General features: G+C 35.9%; 20 protein-coding genes. 18 read left to right on the top strand and 2 right to left on the bottom strand.

Annotation, left to right across the window (positions count from 1 at the left end; all coding sequences use genetic code 11):
* Positions 1-131 precede the first annotated feature (131 nt).
* From J2Z32_RS14085 to J2Z32_RS14070, 4 genes are all read left to right on the top strand, one after another.
* A complete protein-coding gene (locus J2Z32_RS14085; RefSeq protein ID WP_210089817.1) occupies positions 132-566 on the top strand; it encodes a BrxA/BrxB family bacilliredoxin in 435 nt (144 codons plus the stop codon).
* Between the two features lie 194 nt (positions 567-760).
* Complete coding sequence (gene acpS / locus J2Z32_RS14080) at positions 761-1147, top strand: holo-ACP synthase (RefSeq protein WP_210089816.1); 387 nt, start codon at positions 761-763, stop codon at positions 1145-1147.
* A gap of 24 nt (positions 1148-1171) precedes the next feature.
* A complete protein-coding gene (gene mutY, locus J2Z32_RS14075; protein ID WP_210089815.1) occupies positions 1172-2404 on the top strand; it encodes an A/G-specific adenine glycosylase in 1233 nt (410 codons plus the stop codon).
* Positions 2405-2637: 233 nt separating this feature from the next.
* Positions 2638-4098: a glycoside hydrolase family 1 protein gene (locus J2Z32_RS14070; protein ID WP_210089814.1), complete on the top strand. Its 1461-nt coding sequence runs from the start codon at positions 2638-2640 to the stop codon at positions 4096-4098.
* Between the two features lie 87 nt (positions 4099-4185).
* Here J2Z32_RS14070 and J2Z32_RS14065 read toward each other — a convergent pair whose 3' ends face one another.
* Positions 4186-4950 (bottom strand): hypothetical protein, encoded by a 765-nt coding sequence (locus tag J2Z32_RS14065; RefSeq protein ID WP_210089813.1) that lies wholly within the window; start codon positions 4948-4950, stop codon positions 4186-4188.
* Positions 4951-4997: 47 nt separating this feature from the next.
* On the bottom strand, positions 4998-5564 hold the full coding sequence (locus J2Z32_RS14060) for a papain-like cysteine protease family protein (RefSeq protein ID WP_210089812.1): 567 nt from the start codon (positions 5562-5564) through the stop codon (positions 4998-5000).
* A gap of 241 nt (positions 5565-5805) precedes the next feature.
* Between J2Z32_RS14060 and J2Z32_RS14055 the strand changes: the two genes are divergently transcribed.
* The 14 genes from J2Z32_RS14055 (at position 5806) to J2Z32_RS13995 (ending at position 15797) form a co-directional block, all read left to right on the top strand.
* Positions 5806-6504 carry a 4'-phosphopantetheinyl transferase family protein gene (locus J2Z32_RS14055; protein WP_210089811.1) on the top strand — a complete coding sequence of 233 codons (699 nt, stop codon included), beginning with the start codon at positions 5806-5808 and terminating at the stop codon, positions 6502-6504.
* Between the two features lie 14 nt (positions 6505-6518).
* On the top strand, positions 6519-6836 hold the full coding sequence (locus J2Z32_RS14050) for a helix-turn-helix domain-containing protein (protein WP_210089810.1): 318 nt from the start codon (positions 6519-6521) through the stop codon (positions 6834-6836).
* 287 nt (positions 6837-7123) lie between these two features.
* Entirely contained in the window at positions 7124-7939 is an 816-nt protein-coding gene (locus J2Z32_RS14045) for a hypothetical protein (protein ID WP_210089809.1), read from the top strand.
* 16 nt (positions 7940-7955) lie between these two features.
* Positions 7956-9425: a class I adenylate-forming enzyme family protein gene (locus J2Z32_RS14040; RefSeq protein ID WP_210089808.1), complete on the top strand. Its 1470-nt coding sequence runs from the start codon at positions 7956-7958 to the stop codon at positions 9423-9425.
* Positions 9422-9676 (top strand): acyl carrier protein, encoded by a 255-nt coding sequence (locus tag J2Z32_RS14035; RefSeq protein WP_210089807.1) that lies wholly within the window; start codon positions 9422-9424, stop codon positions 9674-9676. Before J2Z32_RS14040 ends, J2Z32_RS14035 begins: the two co-directional genes overlap by 4 nt.
* 176 nt (positions 9677-9852) lie before the next feature.
* Positions 9853-9996 carry a hypothetical protein gene (locus tag J2Z32_RS14030; protein ID WP_210089806.1) on the top strand — a complete coding sequence of 48 codons (144 nt, stop codon included), beginning with the start codon at positions 9853-9855 and terminating at the stop codon, positions 9994-9996.
* A gap of 218 nt (positions 9997-10214) precedes the next feature.
* Positions 10215-10721 (top strand): hypothetical protein, encoded by a 507-nt coding sequence (locus J2Z32_RS14025; RefSeq protein WP_210089805.1) that lies wholly within the window; start codon positions 10215-10217, stop codon positions 10719-10721.
* The gene (locus J2Z32_RS22725; RefSeq protein WP_425343004.1) at positions 10711-11310 is read left to right on the top strand and encodes a CPBP family glutamic-type intramembrane protease; all 600 of its coding nucleotides are present in this window, start codon (positions 10711-10713) and stop codon (positions 11308-11310) included. The genes J2Z32_RS14025 and J2Z32_RS22725 overlap by 11 nt, the downstream gene beginning before the upstream one ends.
* Positions 11267-11698: a hypothetical protein gene (locus J2Z32_RS14020; protein ID WP_210089804.1), complete on the top strand. Its 432-nt coding sequence runs from the start codon at positions 11267-11269 to the stop codon at positions 11696-11698. Before J2Z32_RS22725 ends, J2Z32_RS14020 begins: the two co-directional genes overlap by 44 nt.
* Positions 11699-11733: 35 nt before the next feature.
* A complete protein-coding gene (locus J2Z32_RS14015; RefSeq protein WP_210089803.1) occupies positions 11734-12873 on the top strand; it encodes an acyl-CoA dehydrogenase family protein in 1140 nt (379 codons plus the stop codon).
* A gap of 19 nt (positions 12874-12892) precedes the next feature.
* Positions 12893-13648: an electron transfer flavoprotein subunit beta/FixA family protein gene (locus J2Z32_RS14010; protein ID WP_210089802.1), complete on the top strand. Its 756-nt coding sequence runs from the start codon at positions 12893-12895 to the stop codon at positions 13646-13648.
* Between the two features lie 18 nt (positions 13649-13666).
* Entirely contained in the window at positions 13667-14659 is a 993-nt protein-coding gene (locus tag J2Z32_RS14005; RefSeq protein ID WP_210089801.1) for an electron transfer flavoprotein subunit alpha/FixB family protein, read from the top strand.
* 22 nt (positions 14660-14681) lie between these two features.
* Entirely contained in the window at positions 14682-15527 is an 846-nt protein-coding gene (locus J2Z32_RS14000; protein WP_210089800.1) for a 3-hydroxyacyl-CoA dehydrogenase family protein, read from the top strand.
* 15 nt (positions 15528-15542) lie between these two features.
* On the top strand, positions 15543-15797 hold the full coding sequence (locus J2Z32_RS13995; protein WP_210089799.1) for an acyl carrier protein: 255 nt from the start codon (positions 15543-15545) through the stop codon (positions 15795-15797).
* Positions 15798-15803 lie beyond the last annotated feature (6 nt).

Here is a 15803-nt window from a genome sequence, read left to right as displayed (position 1 = left end):
AAATAGAATATGATGTGTTAGTACAATCACTGCTATTTGTACATTCTCATGTATAATGTAGCTACTTCTCATTTATTTAAAATTTGAGTTGAAATTACACATTAGCTTTTTAAAAAAGGAGTGTCTTAAAAATGTCAATGTCATTTGATCATTATATGCGTGATATGGTTCAGCCGATGCGCGATGAACTGACTACGCTTGGAATTCAAGAATTGTTAACACCAGAGGATGTAGAGGAAAAATTACCTACCCTTAAAGGAACAACCTTAGTTGTCGTTAACTCCGTATGTGGTTGCGCTGCTGGACAATGTCGCCCAGGGGTTGCAAAAGCACTTGAGCACGATATAACACCAGATCATTTGTTTACTGTGTTTGCGGGACAAGAGAAGGAAGCGACTGCAAAGGCGCGTGAATACTTTGCACCTTATCCACCTTCATCTCCATCTATTGCATTATTAAAAGATGGTGAGCTGGTACATTTTATCGAACGTGAGCAGATTGAAGATCGCTCTGCAAATGATATTGCAGAAGCATTAACAAATGCGTTTGATCGTTTCTGCCGTTAATTTTTAGATTAAGGCTGGAACAGGCTTGACAATGATATACTTGGATTAATTAAAAATCAGCTCCTAACAGGGGATAACCCCCAGTTGTGGGCTGATTTTTGTGTATAATATGGAAGACTCGCTATTGATTCCATATACCTGCTACAATATAAGCATATGTGCACATTTGGCTGACATAGAAAGAAGGGGTTAGCTTGATTTATGGAATTGGACATGACGTTGTAGAATTAGAACGGATAAAACGTATGTTTGACAGAGGGATTGGCGAAAAGCTAGCCCAGCGTATTTTGACAACAAATGAGCTTGCCTTATCAGGGATGAATAAACGTCCAGTGGAGTTTTTGAGTGGGCGTTTTGCTGCTAAAGAAGCAGTGACGAAGGCATTTGGCTACGGAATTGGTAAAATAATTGGATTGCATGACATTGAAATTTTTGCGGATTCATATGGTAAGCCTTATATAGAAATATGTAAGCCTGCTTGGCAACGGCTTGAATTAGATTCGCAGCAATATCAGCTTCATTTATCCATTACACATGAACGTCATCTTGCCTCTGCATTTGTTGTTATTGAACATAATTGAACTATCATTTTGAGGGAGAGAATAATGCACCAGCAAATAAATAGTAGACAATATTTTAGTATTGAATTATTAACTTGGTATGAGCGAAGTAAACGAGATTTGCCATGGAGAAGATCACGTAATCCTTATTATATTTGGGTATCTGAAATTATGTTGCAACAGACAAGAGTGGATACAGTTATCCCTTATTTTGAGCGCTTCATAGATCGTTTTCCAACGATTGAAGCTTTAGCTACAGCACCAGAAGAGGATGTCCTCAAGTGTTGGGAAGGGTTAGGCTATTATTCACGTGCTCGTAACTTACAGACAGCAGCACAGCAGGTAGTAGAGCTTCATGGTGGTAAAGTGCCTGATGATACAAGTGCTGTTGCCGCCCTAAAAGGAGTAGGCCCCTATACGACAGGGGCAATCATGAGTATTGCCTTTAATCGTCCAGAGCCTGCGGTGGATGGTAACGTGATGAGAGTGTTATCTAGATATTTTCTAATTGAAGAGGATATCGTAAAGGTAGGTACACGCAAGCTCATGGAGAAGCTGGTGGTTGAACTTATTCCTGATGGGAGAGCCTCTGATTTTAATCAGGCTTTAATGGAGTTAGGGGCATTAGTGTGTACACCGAAGTCGCCTTCTTGTCTAACCTGCCCAGTTATGGCTTATTGTGCGGGACGTATTGAAGGGATGGAAATGCAATTACCTATAAAGAGTAAGAGCAAACCACCTCGTCCTGAGCTACGGTATGTTGCATTAGTGGAAGGAACGGGTGAACATGCTGATAAAGTATTAGTTCGTCGTCGTCCAGACACAGGGTTACTTGCAAAGATGTGGGAGCTACCTCATGTGTTAACAGAGCAGAAAAATAGAAACTCTAATCAAAAAGCTGCAGAAATAAAAGCTAATAATAAGCTTTCTGAAAATAATTCTAGCCATCTAATGTTAGATGCGCTGGCTAGTCCACTAGATGCTGAACTATTGACCGCGGGATTCCCTGCTAAGCTACAACAGCATTTTATGAATATAGAACATATTTTTAGCCATATATTGTGGGAAATGCATGTGTTTAAATATGTTGAAATAGAGCAAGCAGAACAGGTACTCGTTGCGGTTGCGGAGCAACAACAAACTTATGATGTAAATCATTTAGGTGATGAATCTTTAGAATATCGTTGGATTACCCAAGCGGATATGGAGAGCTTAACCTTCCCTAATGTCTTTCTAAAAATTTTAAATCAATATTTTAATAATCATAAATCAATATAATGTGGGCTCAAACATAGATTTGTACTCCATAATAAGCAAACTTAGCGGAGGGACAGATGGATGGTGGAAACGTGAAAGATGTTGTCAAACCATTTTAAAAAATGTTAACCTATGAGTGGGATTGTTACTGAAAAGGCGAAACCCAAGACATACTAATGGTATGTGTTGGCTTTCGTCTTTTTTTATTGTCTATTATGTTTTATGTTCTCAAATACTTAAGGAGGTAATTTAGAATGCAAACATTAAAGCCAAATCAAGCATTTCCAGCAGGTTTTTTATGGGGTGGAGCAACAGCCGCGAATCAATTGGAGGGTGGATACCGCGAAGGTGATAAAGGACTTAGTACAGCCGACATGGTTACAGCCGGAACCCATACTATACCAAGAACCATTACGTTAGAGCTTGAAGAAGGTGCGAATTACCCAAGCCATGAAGCGATTGATTATTATCACCGATTTAAGGAAGATATTAAGCTGTTTGCGGAAATGGGCTTTAAAGTATTTAGGATGTCTATCGCATGGTCAAGAATTTTCCCTAATGGTGATGACGCTGAACCTAATGAAGAAGGCTTGAAATTTTATGATGAAGTATTTGCAGAGTTAAAAAAATATAATATAGAGCCGCTGGTGACAATTTCTCATTATGAGGCACCGTATGCTTTAGCTCAAAAATATAATGGATGGTCTAATCGCAAAGTAATCGACTTTTATGTGCGTTATTGTGAAGTGATTTTTAACCGCTATAAAGATGTCGTGAAATATTGGTTGACCTTTAATGAGATTAATATTTTATCGATGAAATTTGGATTTTTTGTTGCAGGTGCGATGATGCCAAATGGCAACTCATCCTTTACAGATATAGAGGGAATCGAGGAACAAATGTTGTTCCAATCGTTACATCACCAATTTATTGCAAGTGCGAAGGCTGTAAAGCTAGGGCATGAAATAAATAAAGATTTCAAGATTGGCTGTATGATTGCCTATATGTGTTCCTATCCATTAACATGTGCTCCGCAGGATGTACTATTGGCTCAGCAAAAGGATAATATGAGCAATTTCTTATGTTCTGATGTACAAGTTCGTGGTGCTTATCCTGGTTTTGCTATACGTTATTTCCATGACAACGATATTAACATAGTGATGGAGCCAGGGGATGAGGAAATTTTAAAGTCAGGTTGTGTAGATTTCTATACATTTAGCTACTATTACTCTGCTTGTGTAAGTGCTGATCCTAATCAGGAAATGATCAGTGGCAACTTTGCATTAGGTATTAATAATCCATATTTAAAGGCAAGTGAGTGGGGGTGGCCATTAGACTCAACGGGTCTAAGATGGACGCTAAATAACATTTATAACCGTTATCAAATTCCATTAATGGTCGTTGAAAATGGTCTAGGTGCCGTAGATACTGTTGAGCCAGATGGTTCCATCCAGGATGATTATCGCATTGATTATTTACGAGCGCATATCAAAGATATGAAAGAAGCTATTATAGACGGTGTTGAGCTTATTGGCTATACGCCTTGGGGCTGTATTGACCTTGTAAGTGCAGGCACAGGCGAGATGAAGAAGCGTTATGGCTTTATTTATGTCGATAAGGACAATGAAGGCAAGGGGACTTTAGATCGCTCACCTAAGAAAAGCTTTTATTGGTATAAGCAAGTGATTGAGTCTAATGGAGAAAAGTTGGATTGATGTGAAATCGCTAAAATGTAAACTAGATTAGAAATAGAGAGGAAAACAGGTTAGGAGCACTTTAGTCCTGACCTGTTTTTTTGGTGCTTATTTCAACTTACTAGAAGCTTTTCTTTTATTAATCAGTACTAAGAAAACAGGAATTGCAAATAGAAGAGATAAACCAAATAAAATAATAGGTTGTAATAAGGAGGTATGGCTAGAAGTAGAAGCAGAGAGGTTAGAACCGCCACCAACTAAAATTGCGCCATCACGAGTTTTTTGTTGTACATCATTTGAAGCGTCTGTTGAGTCATTAACCATGTTCATAATTTCTGTAGATGTTATACTTTCTTCATTGGTTAGATTAATATACTCTTCATTATTTGCACTTTCAGTATAGAGGTAATTTAGGTCATAACGTTTATCGTCAATGAGCTCGATCTTGCCTTGATTTGCATAATCAGATTCTAATTGCTTAATTGTATTGTCAAAATCGTTATGGTTACTAATATTGAAAATTTTCCATACACCTGATTCTGATGTGGCATCAACTACGGCAACCTGCTCTCCCTCAAGATAGAGTGGGAATTTATAACCTAGCAATTCATGCGAAACTCCATCGCCTTGGACATTTAGCTTATAATATGCAATACCTTCCCCAAGAGTAGCTTCATGGAAACTGACTTTCCCATCGCCATGAAATTCACTTTTTTGCGATTCAAGGGATTCGGCATAAAATTGACTATATTCCTCCTGAATTGCATTCGTAATCGCAGCATCCGCTTTCTCGAAACCTGAATCTGCATATGCAGCATTGCCCAAAGTTAACATCGCAAATAAAATCGTTAATATAATTGTGCGAGTTTTCAAAACTACCCCTCCAATAATATTCAATTTTTAGTGTAAGTTTTTAAAATTTAATTTAGTTTTATGTTACTTACTGTATTAACCCATTTTTGTGTTGAATTGCTTTTGAAGGTGGAATAGTTCGAAATGTTGCTTGAAGCATCTGTTGGATCTACATAATATAAATTTTGAGTGTTATTAGAGGTGTTATAATAATATCCTTTAATCACAAAGGCATGGCCAATCGAAGAACCAGTCCGACTCGTAAAGGCTAAAACATTAGAATAATTGTCGATGTTACTTACAATTGTGTTGTAGGAGGGGACTGAAAGTGAAGCAGAAGAGCTTATCCCATAACCTGATAACCCTTGTTGTGCATCGTAAACCGTTCCGGTAGTGTCCATATATACGCCTTTGACGTTTTTTACAATGTTATATTGGGTTGCATTAGATTTCCCTAAATATTTTCCAGCCATACTAGATACGGCCGCCCAACATAAATAGTCGCCTTCTTGCTGTTGTGCAGTTACATCATGAATCATAGCCCCAGAAGCAGCGTATACACTAGCTGCAAATAAAGAAAGGGACATTATCGAACACATAATAATAGAAAGCGTTTTCAACTTTATTTTTTTCATATTTTCAAACCCTTCTTAATGTATATTGATTCATCGGCCGAAAAATCTATTGATAATACTATCATATTAAGAATATTGTGGAAATTAGTAAATTAAACATTTTTTGTGGAAAATAAAGATTATATGTACATTCATTAATTAAATCATCATAAAATCGTAAATAAGGTTATATATGGTTTTTTTATTGAGTGAATTATATTATTATATATCTCATAATTCATTTTCGCTGGGAGAAAAAAAGATGCTGCAAACTTATGCTGTAAAAATAACAGAATTTCCCCTTACATATTTAGTTGCATTATATAATAAGCTTCCTACTGAAAGGACTACAAAATTGCGAAGGTTTCACCATTTAGTAGATACATTACGAGGGGTCACTGGAGATATTTTAACTAGAGTTGTATTATCTGAAATTTTACATAAGCCTGCATATAATCTCAGCTTTTCAAGGGATTTCTATGGGAAACCTCATTTAGTTGATTTGGATGTGCATATTGGCTTTAATATTTCTCACGCTGGAGACTGGGTTGTCCTAGTAGTTAGTTCATCTGAACAGGTAGGGGTAGACATAGAACGAATACAGAGGGTAGACCATGGAATTGCCCAAAGGTTTTTTGCTGACGAAGAATATGCATCAATAACAAGCCGATCCGAAGAAGACCATCAGTCCTTACATTTTTATGAAATTTGGACTGCTAAAGAAAGCTATGTTAAGGCTGTAGGCAAAGGATTATCTATCCCACTGGATAGCTTTTCAACTGTAAAAGACAAAGAAATGGCTAGAGTAAAAAGGATTGAGAATAAGGATTGGTATTTTCAACGTTTTATGATTGATCAAAACTACGTAGTAAGTACTTGTGTTGACATGGTGGATGAATGTGAGGGAATACAAATATTGGATATAAGATCAATTGTAGATGCTTTTCTAGAATTAAATTAGAAAGGGTGAACCTATTGATACATACAGTTGTGGGCTCAAGAATTAAGTTTTTAAGAGAGACGAATAATTATACGAGAGAAGTTTTCGCAGAGATGGTAGGGATATCCTCAAAATTTTTGTACGAAATTGAAACTGGGAAAAAAGGATTTTCCATTGATACTTTATACAATATATCACAAATTCTTGGCGTAAGCTGCGATTATATACTAACCGGATATACCCATTACCCTAAGTGTGACCCAAGAATAGTGAATGTCATTGAGTCATTTGATGCAAAACAGCAAGAACGTGTGAAAGATATTTTACAGTTAATTTATAAACTAAGCCTTTAGAAAATAAGGTTAGAAACACTTACGACCTATTGTTCCTATGTTTAGGCACAATAGGTGGTTTATGTAAATAATGATATTAGATATCATATGAGAAAATATTATACATTTTCCTGTCGTTTTTTAGTTTTCTCTTATTTATTCGAGAGTAACTGGGGGGATTTAATATCAATGATTTATTAGGACATGAACCACACGTAGCCATACATTGTTTAACGGGAAGTATCCGAAATCATTTTTTAAGAATTGGGAAATTGATCCTTGAATCTGATCTAATCTGCTGCAATAACATGCTAGATACAGAGTATAACATTGATATAGGAGGCATTTTTAGTCCAATTAAGCAATTATTTGATAATGCAAGCAAAGAGTTAGGAATCACCCTAACGAGTCACATCTCAGAAAACCAACATAACCTATTAAAACGTAAAACCTCTGCTAAAGACATGACTATCTTACATATAGATAGTAGCTGTCTAACTTACACACCTACCTTCACGACACAACTTACAGTACACTCCAATCATTATGTTAATGTATTTGATCTTAATCACAATAAATACTTGATTAGTGACTCTTATATTCCAACAATTCCTCCGTCAGCCTACCAAGGATGGGTTGAAATTGACGATTACTACATAAGTAAATCAGTCATATTTACACTAGATCCAGAAATAAAGAAATCCCATACTGAAGAAAAGCGCAGTGGTTATATCCACGAATCTCTTAAAAGCTATTTTAATGATGAAGAAAAAGGCTACAACAATTTCGATAAGCTGGTAAAGGAAATAGAATCTATTATGAATGGAGAAAAAGACGTTCATGTTTCAACTCATATGCTAGAAATGGCAGCATGTATTGTTGTTAGTGGGTTATATGCTTCACGCATGCTTTTTCTTGAAACGATTATGAATAGTAGTATATCTGATACAAAAAAAGAGATTGCAAAAAAAATTGTAGAAATTGGAAGCATGTATATGGGCTTAAAGCTGTTATTTACCAAATGTTCATTTTCTAATCGGAACCTCGATTATTTATCCGCGATAAACAAAATATATGATATTAAAAAGTTAGAGCGCTCTGTATTTCATAGACTACTTATATAAGGGGGAATATAGCATTATGTCTTATTACAACCTTAAAGAAATAATAGAAAATATGAAATCTAGCTATTCAATAGCATTAGTGAATTGTAAGGATGAGCAATTAAGTTATAAAGACTTGTTCACCTTCTCTGCAATTGTAGCGAATAAGTTGAAGAATAGTAGTAAAAACGTCATTATGTTGCTTCCTAATGACTTTCCATTTGTTATTTCGCTTTTTGCAAGCTGGTTTGCTGGGAAAACAGTCATCCCCTTAGGTGAACAACTTACAGATGCTGAAATAAGCGCTATAGCTGAGAATTGTAATGCGGATACTATTATTATGGAATCAGCAGACAACAATAGAGAGCTTACTGGATTGCACACAATTGTTTTAACAGAGCATCTAGTTCAAGAACAGAAGGATATTAATAACAATTATGAATCCAACTATGACTCTGAATTAGAGTATAATCCACTTGCCTTGATTTTACCCACAACAGGCACATCCTCAAATCCAAAATATGTAGAGTTAACTCATGGTAATATTTTATCAGCATTGAAAGGAATAGCTGAGTCCTTCGAGTTAGAAGAAGGAAGCTGTGAATTAATTATTGGTCCACTACGTTACGTAGCATCTCTAATTGCCCAATTACTCGTTGTGCTATATCACAAAGGAAAGCTTGTTATTTATCAAGGAGCTATTAATCCTGTTAAAATTGCAAAATTAATCAAGCAGTATGAGGTCGTATTTTCAGGAGCTACTGCTTCTCTAGCTAAAATTGTTTTTAATAACGCATCTGCTGAAGACTTAGCTTCATTAAAAGGTTTAGTTATGGGAGGAGAGCCTGTAACTAAAAGCTTTACAGAGGAGCTAGCTAATACTCTACCTAATTGCCGAATTATGCAATGTTATGGCATGACTGAGACATGTTCTATGATCACTGGATATGTCGGCGACGGGGCGGTTCCACTTGGTTCTGCGGGGAAACCCATGCCTCATATAAAGATTGCCATTATAGATGAAAATGGAGAGGAATGCCCAATTGGGACACGTGGTCAAATTGTCGTTAAAGGTGACTGCGTTACTAAAGGGTACTATAAAAATCCCACTATGAACGCAGTAACTTTTGTTAACGACTGGTTTAGAACTGGAGATCTTGGCATGTTTGATGAGCAGGGGTATTTATATGTTTTAGGAAGAATTAAAAATATGTTAATTGTAGGAGGGCAAAATGTATACCCTGAAGAGATAGAAGAATGCCTGTTATCTCACCAAGATGTACAAAATGCATTTGTATATGGCGTCAAACATGAGGTGCTTGGAGAGGCGCCTATTGCAAAAGTTGTTCTTGTTTCAGGGGCTAGTGTTACGGAAAAAATGTTATACCTCTATTGTAAGGAAAGGTTAAGTAGTTTTAAAATTCCAAAGCAGATTTTATTTGAAGAGCAAGTCGAGCTAAATGCAACAGGTAAACAAGTACGTATTAAACAGGATAATTTAACATGAGCACTAGAGAAGGAATAACAGAAAAAATATATGCAATTATTGCTAGTCATTCGCCTGTCACTGAAATCAATGATTCTATGAGCTTACTTGATGATTTAAGAATTGACTCTCTTAGCTATATATCAATTGTTACAAAGATCGAAGATGAGTTTGATTTTCAATTTCCCGAAGATGATTTAACGATAAATGAACAGTTTACCATTTCAGATTTTATAAGCATGGTTGAAAACTTGTTAACTCATAGAATATAAATCAATGCACATCGTCAGAGGAAGGAGGCAGGTCACATGTTCAATTTGTTCAAGAAAATATTAAATGTTAAACACGACAGCTTAGAAGTACCTCAGATGCTTAAAGGCAAAGATCCTGAACCTAAAGAGACTTAATATTATTGTAAAACAATGAAATGAATAAAGGAGGTGCTGCCATGTTAAGTTTTCTCAAGAAATTACTCAATAATAAAAACAACAACATAGAACCACCACAAATGCTTAAAGGTGGATCAGGAGGAGGTTCAGGTGGCGGCGGCGGAGGCGGTGGAGGAACCGGTCCAGTACCAATTCCTATTTAAATCCCTCTTTCAGTATTTAATTAAAGTAAGGAGGTGTTCACATGTTAAAGTTGTTCAAGAAAATATTCAATGCTAAGTCCAACAGCTTAGATGTCCCTCAAATGCTAAAAAACAATCCAAATCCATAATTAATATATTCCTTAATTAAACCAGCAAAAATTATGTCGATGTGCATTGTTGAATATTCTATGAGAGCTTTTTATTTAGGAAGTGAGAGTATGAAAAGAACTGAATATGAAATTGAAATAAGACAAGCATTACTTCCTCGGGAAAAGGAATTTATAACAGAGTGTACGAAAAAAAAAGATTTTCAAAAGTTTATTGGTACAATCTCAGAATCAATTCTGTATGATGCGTACCTCTTCTATTATGGAGAAGAAATCTTAGGTGCTTTTTGGCCCCAAATTTCTAACAAAACAGGAGTAAGGATTGCAATGCCAAGTATATATATGACAAGGCGCTTAAGTAGATTTACTGTTGTTTGTATCGGGAAAATGTTAGCAGAATTATTTTCAAGCTTTCATGTGGATAAAGTGTTAACGCCAGTTTACAGCAATAATAAAAGTGTTTTGAATGGGATGAAAAATTATAACTTGTTTTTAGAAGGGATATTTTCTCGCGGATTAATCATTAATGATGAGCCTGTTGATATTTATTATTATTCTATTTTGCCAGATGAACTAGAAAATATGAAAAGCACGTATCGAGAAGTTTATGGAATTTAATTTCATCGTTTTACTACTGTTGCTCGCTGTGTATTATTTCGTAAAAAGATATGTCAATCATTCTTTAGTTATTTTTCTCGAATTCATAATTATGCTGATGTTTTTCAATCACAAGGTAATAAATTTTGAGCTAAAGCAGTTTGTTTTCATTGCAGTAGGATATTTCCTTTCTTCGTTCTTAACATCCATAACTAATTTAATTGTCAAAGGCTCCTTCATCAAGCCAGACATCAAAATACCCCTCAATAATCTACACATTGTGACTGGAATTTGGGAAGAAGTCTTTTGGAGAAGTGTTGTATTTACTCTAATGTCAAAAAGCTTTATCTATTTTTCCAACCATTCATTAAACCTAATTTTTGTAGTCCTATTCTCTTCTTTGGTTTTCGTTGTCATTCACAAATATAAGAGTACTGCAGATTATGTAGAAATGTATCTATTTACGCTATGCTTAACTGTTACTGCCATATACATTCCTTATATGAATGTTGGTCTTCATATAGGTAGAAATTGCTTTATATTGAAATTACAGGAGAAAAAAGATCGTGAGCAAATTCAAAAATCTGATAATTGTAAAGAAGCAAGCTGATGAAGTAGAAGAGTCAAATATGCTATGGAAAAATAGCATTTGTAACGATTTGGTTCTCTCACAAAACTTTGCTGTCATAAAAAACAAGAAAATATGTTGTTATTTTTCGGTAAGTGAAATTGAAAGCTATATTAATGTGTCACTTATAATTAATCAAATTTTGTTTAACGGAAATTTAATTAAATTCATATGTAAATATATTTTTGAGCAATGGCCAGCGAGCCATAAAATTGTGCTTTATTTATTGCGAAATGACTGGTATGGCTGTTATTTAGCTAAGGTAGCGGGGTTTACACAAGAGGTTGTTTTTCGGGAGCATTACCGCGTAAACAATAAGAAAGTAGATTGTATTGTATTCACTACATTTAATAACGAAGTACTTAGTTAGCATTGTTGATCTCAAAAATGAGAGGAGTCACGGCTATGATTTTTACACCTACCAAGGATCAAAAAGAAATTAGAGATGAGATCATAAACTTTACCCTTGCCAATTTAAATGATCCGAATGAAAAAGATTGCTTCTCAACTAAGTTATGGAACAAAGTATCTGAATTTGGTTTGCTGGGCTTGAACTTGCCAGAAGAATATAACGGAATGAATCAAAATTATACAACAGCGGCAATGGTCTATGAAGCATTAGGTTATACCTGTGAAAATAATGGGCTTGTATTTGCAATCAATAATCACGTATGGGTGTGTCAGCAATTAATTTATTTATATGGATCACAGCAATTAAAGAATAAATATCTTCCCAGAATGGCTTGTGGAGAAATGATAGGTGCGATAGCAATTACTGAACCTGATGCGGGTTCAGACGCCTATTCGATGCGAACGATTGCCAAAGAGGTAGAGGGTGGCTATGAGCTGTCAGGAAGTAAAATGTTCATATCCAACGGGACTGTGGCAGATATTTTTATCGTTTTTTCTAAAAATATATCAGATAACAGATTGACTGCCTTTGTAGTTGAAAAAGCTTTTGCAGGGGTAAGCTCAGGGCAAGATATTGAAAAAATGGGGCTAGAGGGCTGTCCAATGTCAGAGATTAGCTTCAATGGCTGCATCATACCTAAGGAAAATGTTCTTGATGAAGTAAACTTTGGCGACCATATATTGCGAGACGCACTAGAGCTGGAACGTTGCTATGAATTTGCACCTCATGTTGGGGCAATGCAACGAGTGATGGAAAAATGTCTACAGTATGTAGAAGAACGTGAGCAATTTGGGCGTAAGCTTTCTTCCTTTCAAGCAGTCACGCATAAAATTGCAGAGATGAAAGTAAAAATTGAGATGTCCAGATTGATGCTCTATAAAATTGCGGGTTTACGGGACGATGGGAAAAATACATATATGGAGACTTCCATATTTAAACTATTTGTCAGCGAAGCCTATATTAAAACATGTCAGGATGCCATACAAATTTTTGGTGCTTATGGATATACAAAAGAATATGGTTTGGAGCAGGAGCTTAGAGATGCTATCGCTTGTAGCATATATTCAGGTACTTCAGAGGTACAGAAAAATATCATTTTTACATTATCTCAAAGTGAGATGCTTTTAAAATAAGCAAAATGAAAGGGCTAAAATGAATATTTTAATATGTGTGAAGGCTGTACCTTCAAAATTGATGGGGAATAATTATGCAGGCCAATCAGCCTACAGTATTAACCCATATGATGCTTATTCTATCGGGCAGATGTTGGAACTCCGTAAAGAAGTACCAAGTACGATCACTTGTGTGTGTATGGGTCCAGAAGGGGCAAAAGAGGTGTTGGTTCGGTGCCTTGCGATGGGTGTGGATGAGGCAGTTTTAGTTTCTGATCCCAAATTTGCAGGCTCCGATACCTTTGCTACTTCATATATTTTATCCAGAGCAGTTGAAAAGCTACAATATGATGTCATTGTGTGTGGACATATGGCTGTGGATGGGGAAACAGGTCAAGTTCAATATGGCTTGGCACAAAGATTAGGGATCCCTTGCATCTCCAATGTGCAGGATGTCCAAGCTCCAGTAGATAACACCTTATCCCTTAAATATGTAAACGACAGAGATATTCATCTGGTAGAAGCGCAGACACCTGTGATGATATCTTTCAATAATCTCTGTGAATATACAAATATCAACCTATTTAAACTTCAACAAGCAAGGAAAAAGCCAATTACAATATGGAGCGCTTCAGATATATCTCTGAATCAAGAGGAATGTGGTTTGAAGGGTTCTAAAACGAAGGTATTTAGATCAAGACGATATAATACACTGTCTCGGGAAACTGAATTGCTAGATGATACAACAGTTAGCATTACTGATTTTTTAGTTAATCAAATAAAAATTCATCAATAATGATAAAGGAAGAAAACAATGATGATAATGGTTATTTGTGATCCTAGTTCTCCAGATATTACTTCTAGTCTTGAAATGATTAGTAAGGCGAGTTTGTTAGCTAAACAATCTCAATCTACTGTAGGTGCAGTTTGTCTAGGGATGTATGACAACTTCATGTATGACAAGTTATTTATACACGGTGCTAATCATATTGTTTGTATTCAAAATGAGTTTGAAAGTGATGATTATCTTGCTTTTTCTAGTTTGATTGGAGAGGTCATTAAGGAACATGGGGCAGATTTAGTGATGTTTCCTGAAACTACATTGTGCAAAGCGATAGCCGCCACGGTATCAACACAATTAGGAGCTGGCTTGACTGCGGATTGTATAGATATAGATCTAGTTGACGGTAAATTTATATTTTCACGGACAGCGCTAAACTCATCAGTTATCGCAGATATTCAATGTATTAATACAAAATATCAATGTTGTACAGTCAAAAATAGAGTATTCCACGATTGTATTCATGAGATTGAAATGATTGAAATGGTTGGAAATACTACCGGCACGATCGAGTTTAAAGAAGTGTTTCCCACAGCTTCTATATATAGATCATTAAAGCGAATTGGAATAGAAAGGTTTCAAAAAGATGTTGTTAACATAGCAAGTACAAAAATCATTTTTGCAGTAGGTAGGGGGATTAACAAAGAGGATTTTTATTCGGTTCGACAGCTTGCTGGGCTTGTAGGCGCAGAGGTAGGTGGGACTCGGATTATGGTTGAAAATGGACTGATTCCAAAATCAAGACAAATTGGTCAATCTGGCATACATGTTGTTCCTGATTTATACGTCGCCTTTGGGATCTCAGGTGCAAGCCAGCATATCGTAGGGATGAAATCCTCTAAGACGATTATCGCGATTAATCATGATAAGGAAGCCCCAATTTTTCGTTATGCAGACTATGGAATTGTAGATGATGCACACAATGTGATTACGAGCCTTTTATCGGCAGTAGAGCAAAAGGTATAAACCAAGTCATATAGGAGGCAATATGAAAATTGGAGTAATTGGAGCAGGTACAATGGGATGCGGTGTTGCACAGACCTTTGCCGAATATGGTTATTCTGTTTTGCTATTGGATGTTTCAGAGGAAGCTTTAGAAAAAGCAAAAATCAATATTTATAACATTTCTAGGTTTCGTGTGATGCAGCAAACAGAGAATCAAAATATCGATCCACAAGGAATTATTGAAAGAATCCAGTTTAGCACAGATATTAGCATCATGAAGGATGCGGATTTTGTTGTAGAAAATGCTGTAGAAAATCCTTCTATAAAAAAGGAAATCTATGAGCAACTAGATGAAATTTGCAAAAAAGACGTTATCTTTGCTGCAAATACGTCCTGTATATCTATTACGAGCTTGGGTTCCTATACAACAAGACCCCAGCAAGTGATTGGAATACATTTTATGAATCCTGTCCCTCAGATTAAAGCAGCAGAGGTCATTAAAGGATTCCTAACCTCTGAAGATACAATATCGCGGGTCGTGGACTTGCTGAGCAAAATTGATAAAGAAAGCATCGTTATCAATGATTCACCTGGTTTTGTTTCTAATCGTATTTCCCACTTAATGATGAATGAAGCTATATTTCTCGTTCAAGAACAGTGTGCGGAGCCTAAGGATATTGATGACATATTCGTAAAATGCTATGGGCATAAAATGGGGCCTCTTGCAACGGCAGATTTAATAGGGCTAGATACAGTTATGGATTCACTACATGTGTTATATGAGAGTCTGCAAGACTCTAAATTTCGCTGCAGTCCATTGCTTAGAAAAATGGTAGATGCTAGAAAACTAGGCGTTAAATCAGGCGAAGGCTTTTACAAATATAATTAATTGGAGGCGTATGAGATGAGTCATACAGAAATTGAATTGAAGGTAGCTAACTTTTTAAAAAGATGTACGAAACGTGAGCAATTTGATCACGGGCAAAGTTTTCAGGAAATGGGCATTGTGAACTCACTACTTATGATGCAATTAATTTTGTTTATTGAGAAAGAATTTGAACTAACCGTGGGAAATGAAGACTTGCGTAATAATACACTTAGCTCAATCAATAATATCGTTGAATACATTGAGCATAGAACCAGTTCTGTTACCAATTAGGCTTAG

Origin of the sequence: Paenibacillus turicensis, from assembly GCF_017873435.1 — a bacterium.
Classification (GTDB): Bacteria; Bacillota; Bacilli; order Paenibacillales; family Paenibacillaceae; genus Fontibacillus; species Fontibacillus turicensis.
Note: the sequence above shows the minus strand (reverse complement) of the source record. Positions and strands in the feature narration are given on the sequence as shown.

Coding starts and splice junctions, on each gene's coding strand:
- J2Z32_RS14055 (WP_210089811.1), top strand. CDS start 5,806: ATGCTGCAAACTTATGCTGTAAAAATAACAGAATTTCCCCTTACATAT.
- J2Z32_RS14085 (WP_210089817.1), top strand. CDS start 132: ATGTCAATGTCATTTGATCATTATATGCGTGATATGGTTCAGCCGATG.
- J2Z32_RS14035 (WP_210089807.1), top strand. CDS start 9,422: ATGAGCACTAGAGAAGGAATAACAGAAAAAATATATGCAATTATTGCT.
- mutY (WP_210089815.1), top strand. CDS start 1,172: ATGCACCAGCAAATAAATAGTAGACAATATTTTAGTATTGAATTATTA.
- J2Z32_RS22725 (WP_425343004.1), top strand. CDS start 10,711: ATGGAATTTAATTTCATCGTTTTACTACTGTTGCTCGCTGTGTATTAT.
- J2Z32_RS14070 (WP_210089814.1), top strand. CDS start 2,638: ATGCAAACATTAAAGCCAAATCAAGCATTTCCAGCAGGTTTTTTATGG.
- J2Z32_RS14000 (WP_210089800.1), top strand. CDS start 14,682: ATGAAAATTGGAGTAATTGGAGCAGGTACAATGGGATGCGGTGTTGCA.
- J2Z32_RS14015 (WP_210089803.1), top strand. CDS start 11,734: ATGATTTTTACACCTACCAAGGATCAAAAAGAAATTAGAGATGAGATC.
- J2Z32_RS14005 (WP_210089801.1), top strand. CDS start 13,667: ATGATGATAATGGTTATTTGTGATCCTAGTTCTCCAGATATTACTTCT.
- J2Z32_RS14025 (WP_210089805.1), top strand. CDS start 10,215: ATGAAAAGAACTGAATATGAAATTGAAATAAGACAAGCATTACTTCCT.
- J2Z32_RS14045 (WP_210089809.1), top strand. CDS start 7,124: ATGCTAGATACAGAGTATAACATTGATATAGGAGGCATTTTTAGTCCA.
- J2Z32_RS13995 (WP_210089799.1), top strand. CDS start 15,543: ATGAGTCATACAGAAATTGAATTGAAGGTAGCTAACTTTTTAAAAAGA.
- J2Z32_RS14010 (WP_210089802.1), top strand. CDS start 12,893: ATGAATATTTTAATATGTGTGAAGGCTGTACCTTCAAAATTGATGGGG.
- J2Z32_RS14030 (WP_210089806.1), top strand. CDS start 9,853: ATGTTAAGTTTTCTCAAGAAATTACTCAATAATAAAAACAACAACATA.
- J2Z32_RS14040 (WP_210089808.1), top strand. CDS start 7,956: ATGTCTTATTACAACCTTAAAGAAATAATAGAAAATATGAAATCTAGC.
- J2Z32_RS14060 (WP_210089812.1), bottom strand. CDS start 5,564: ATGAAAAAAATAAAGTTGAAAACGCTTTCTATTATTATGTGTTCGATA.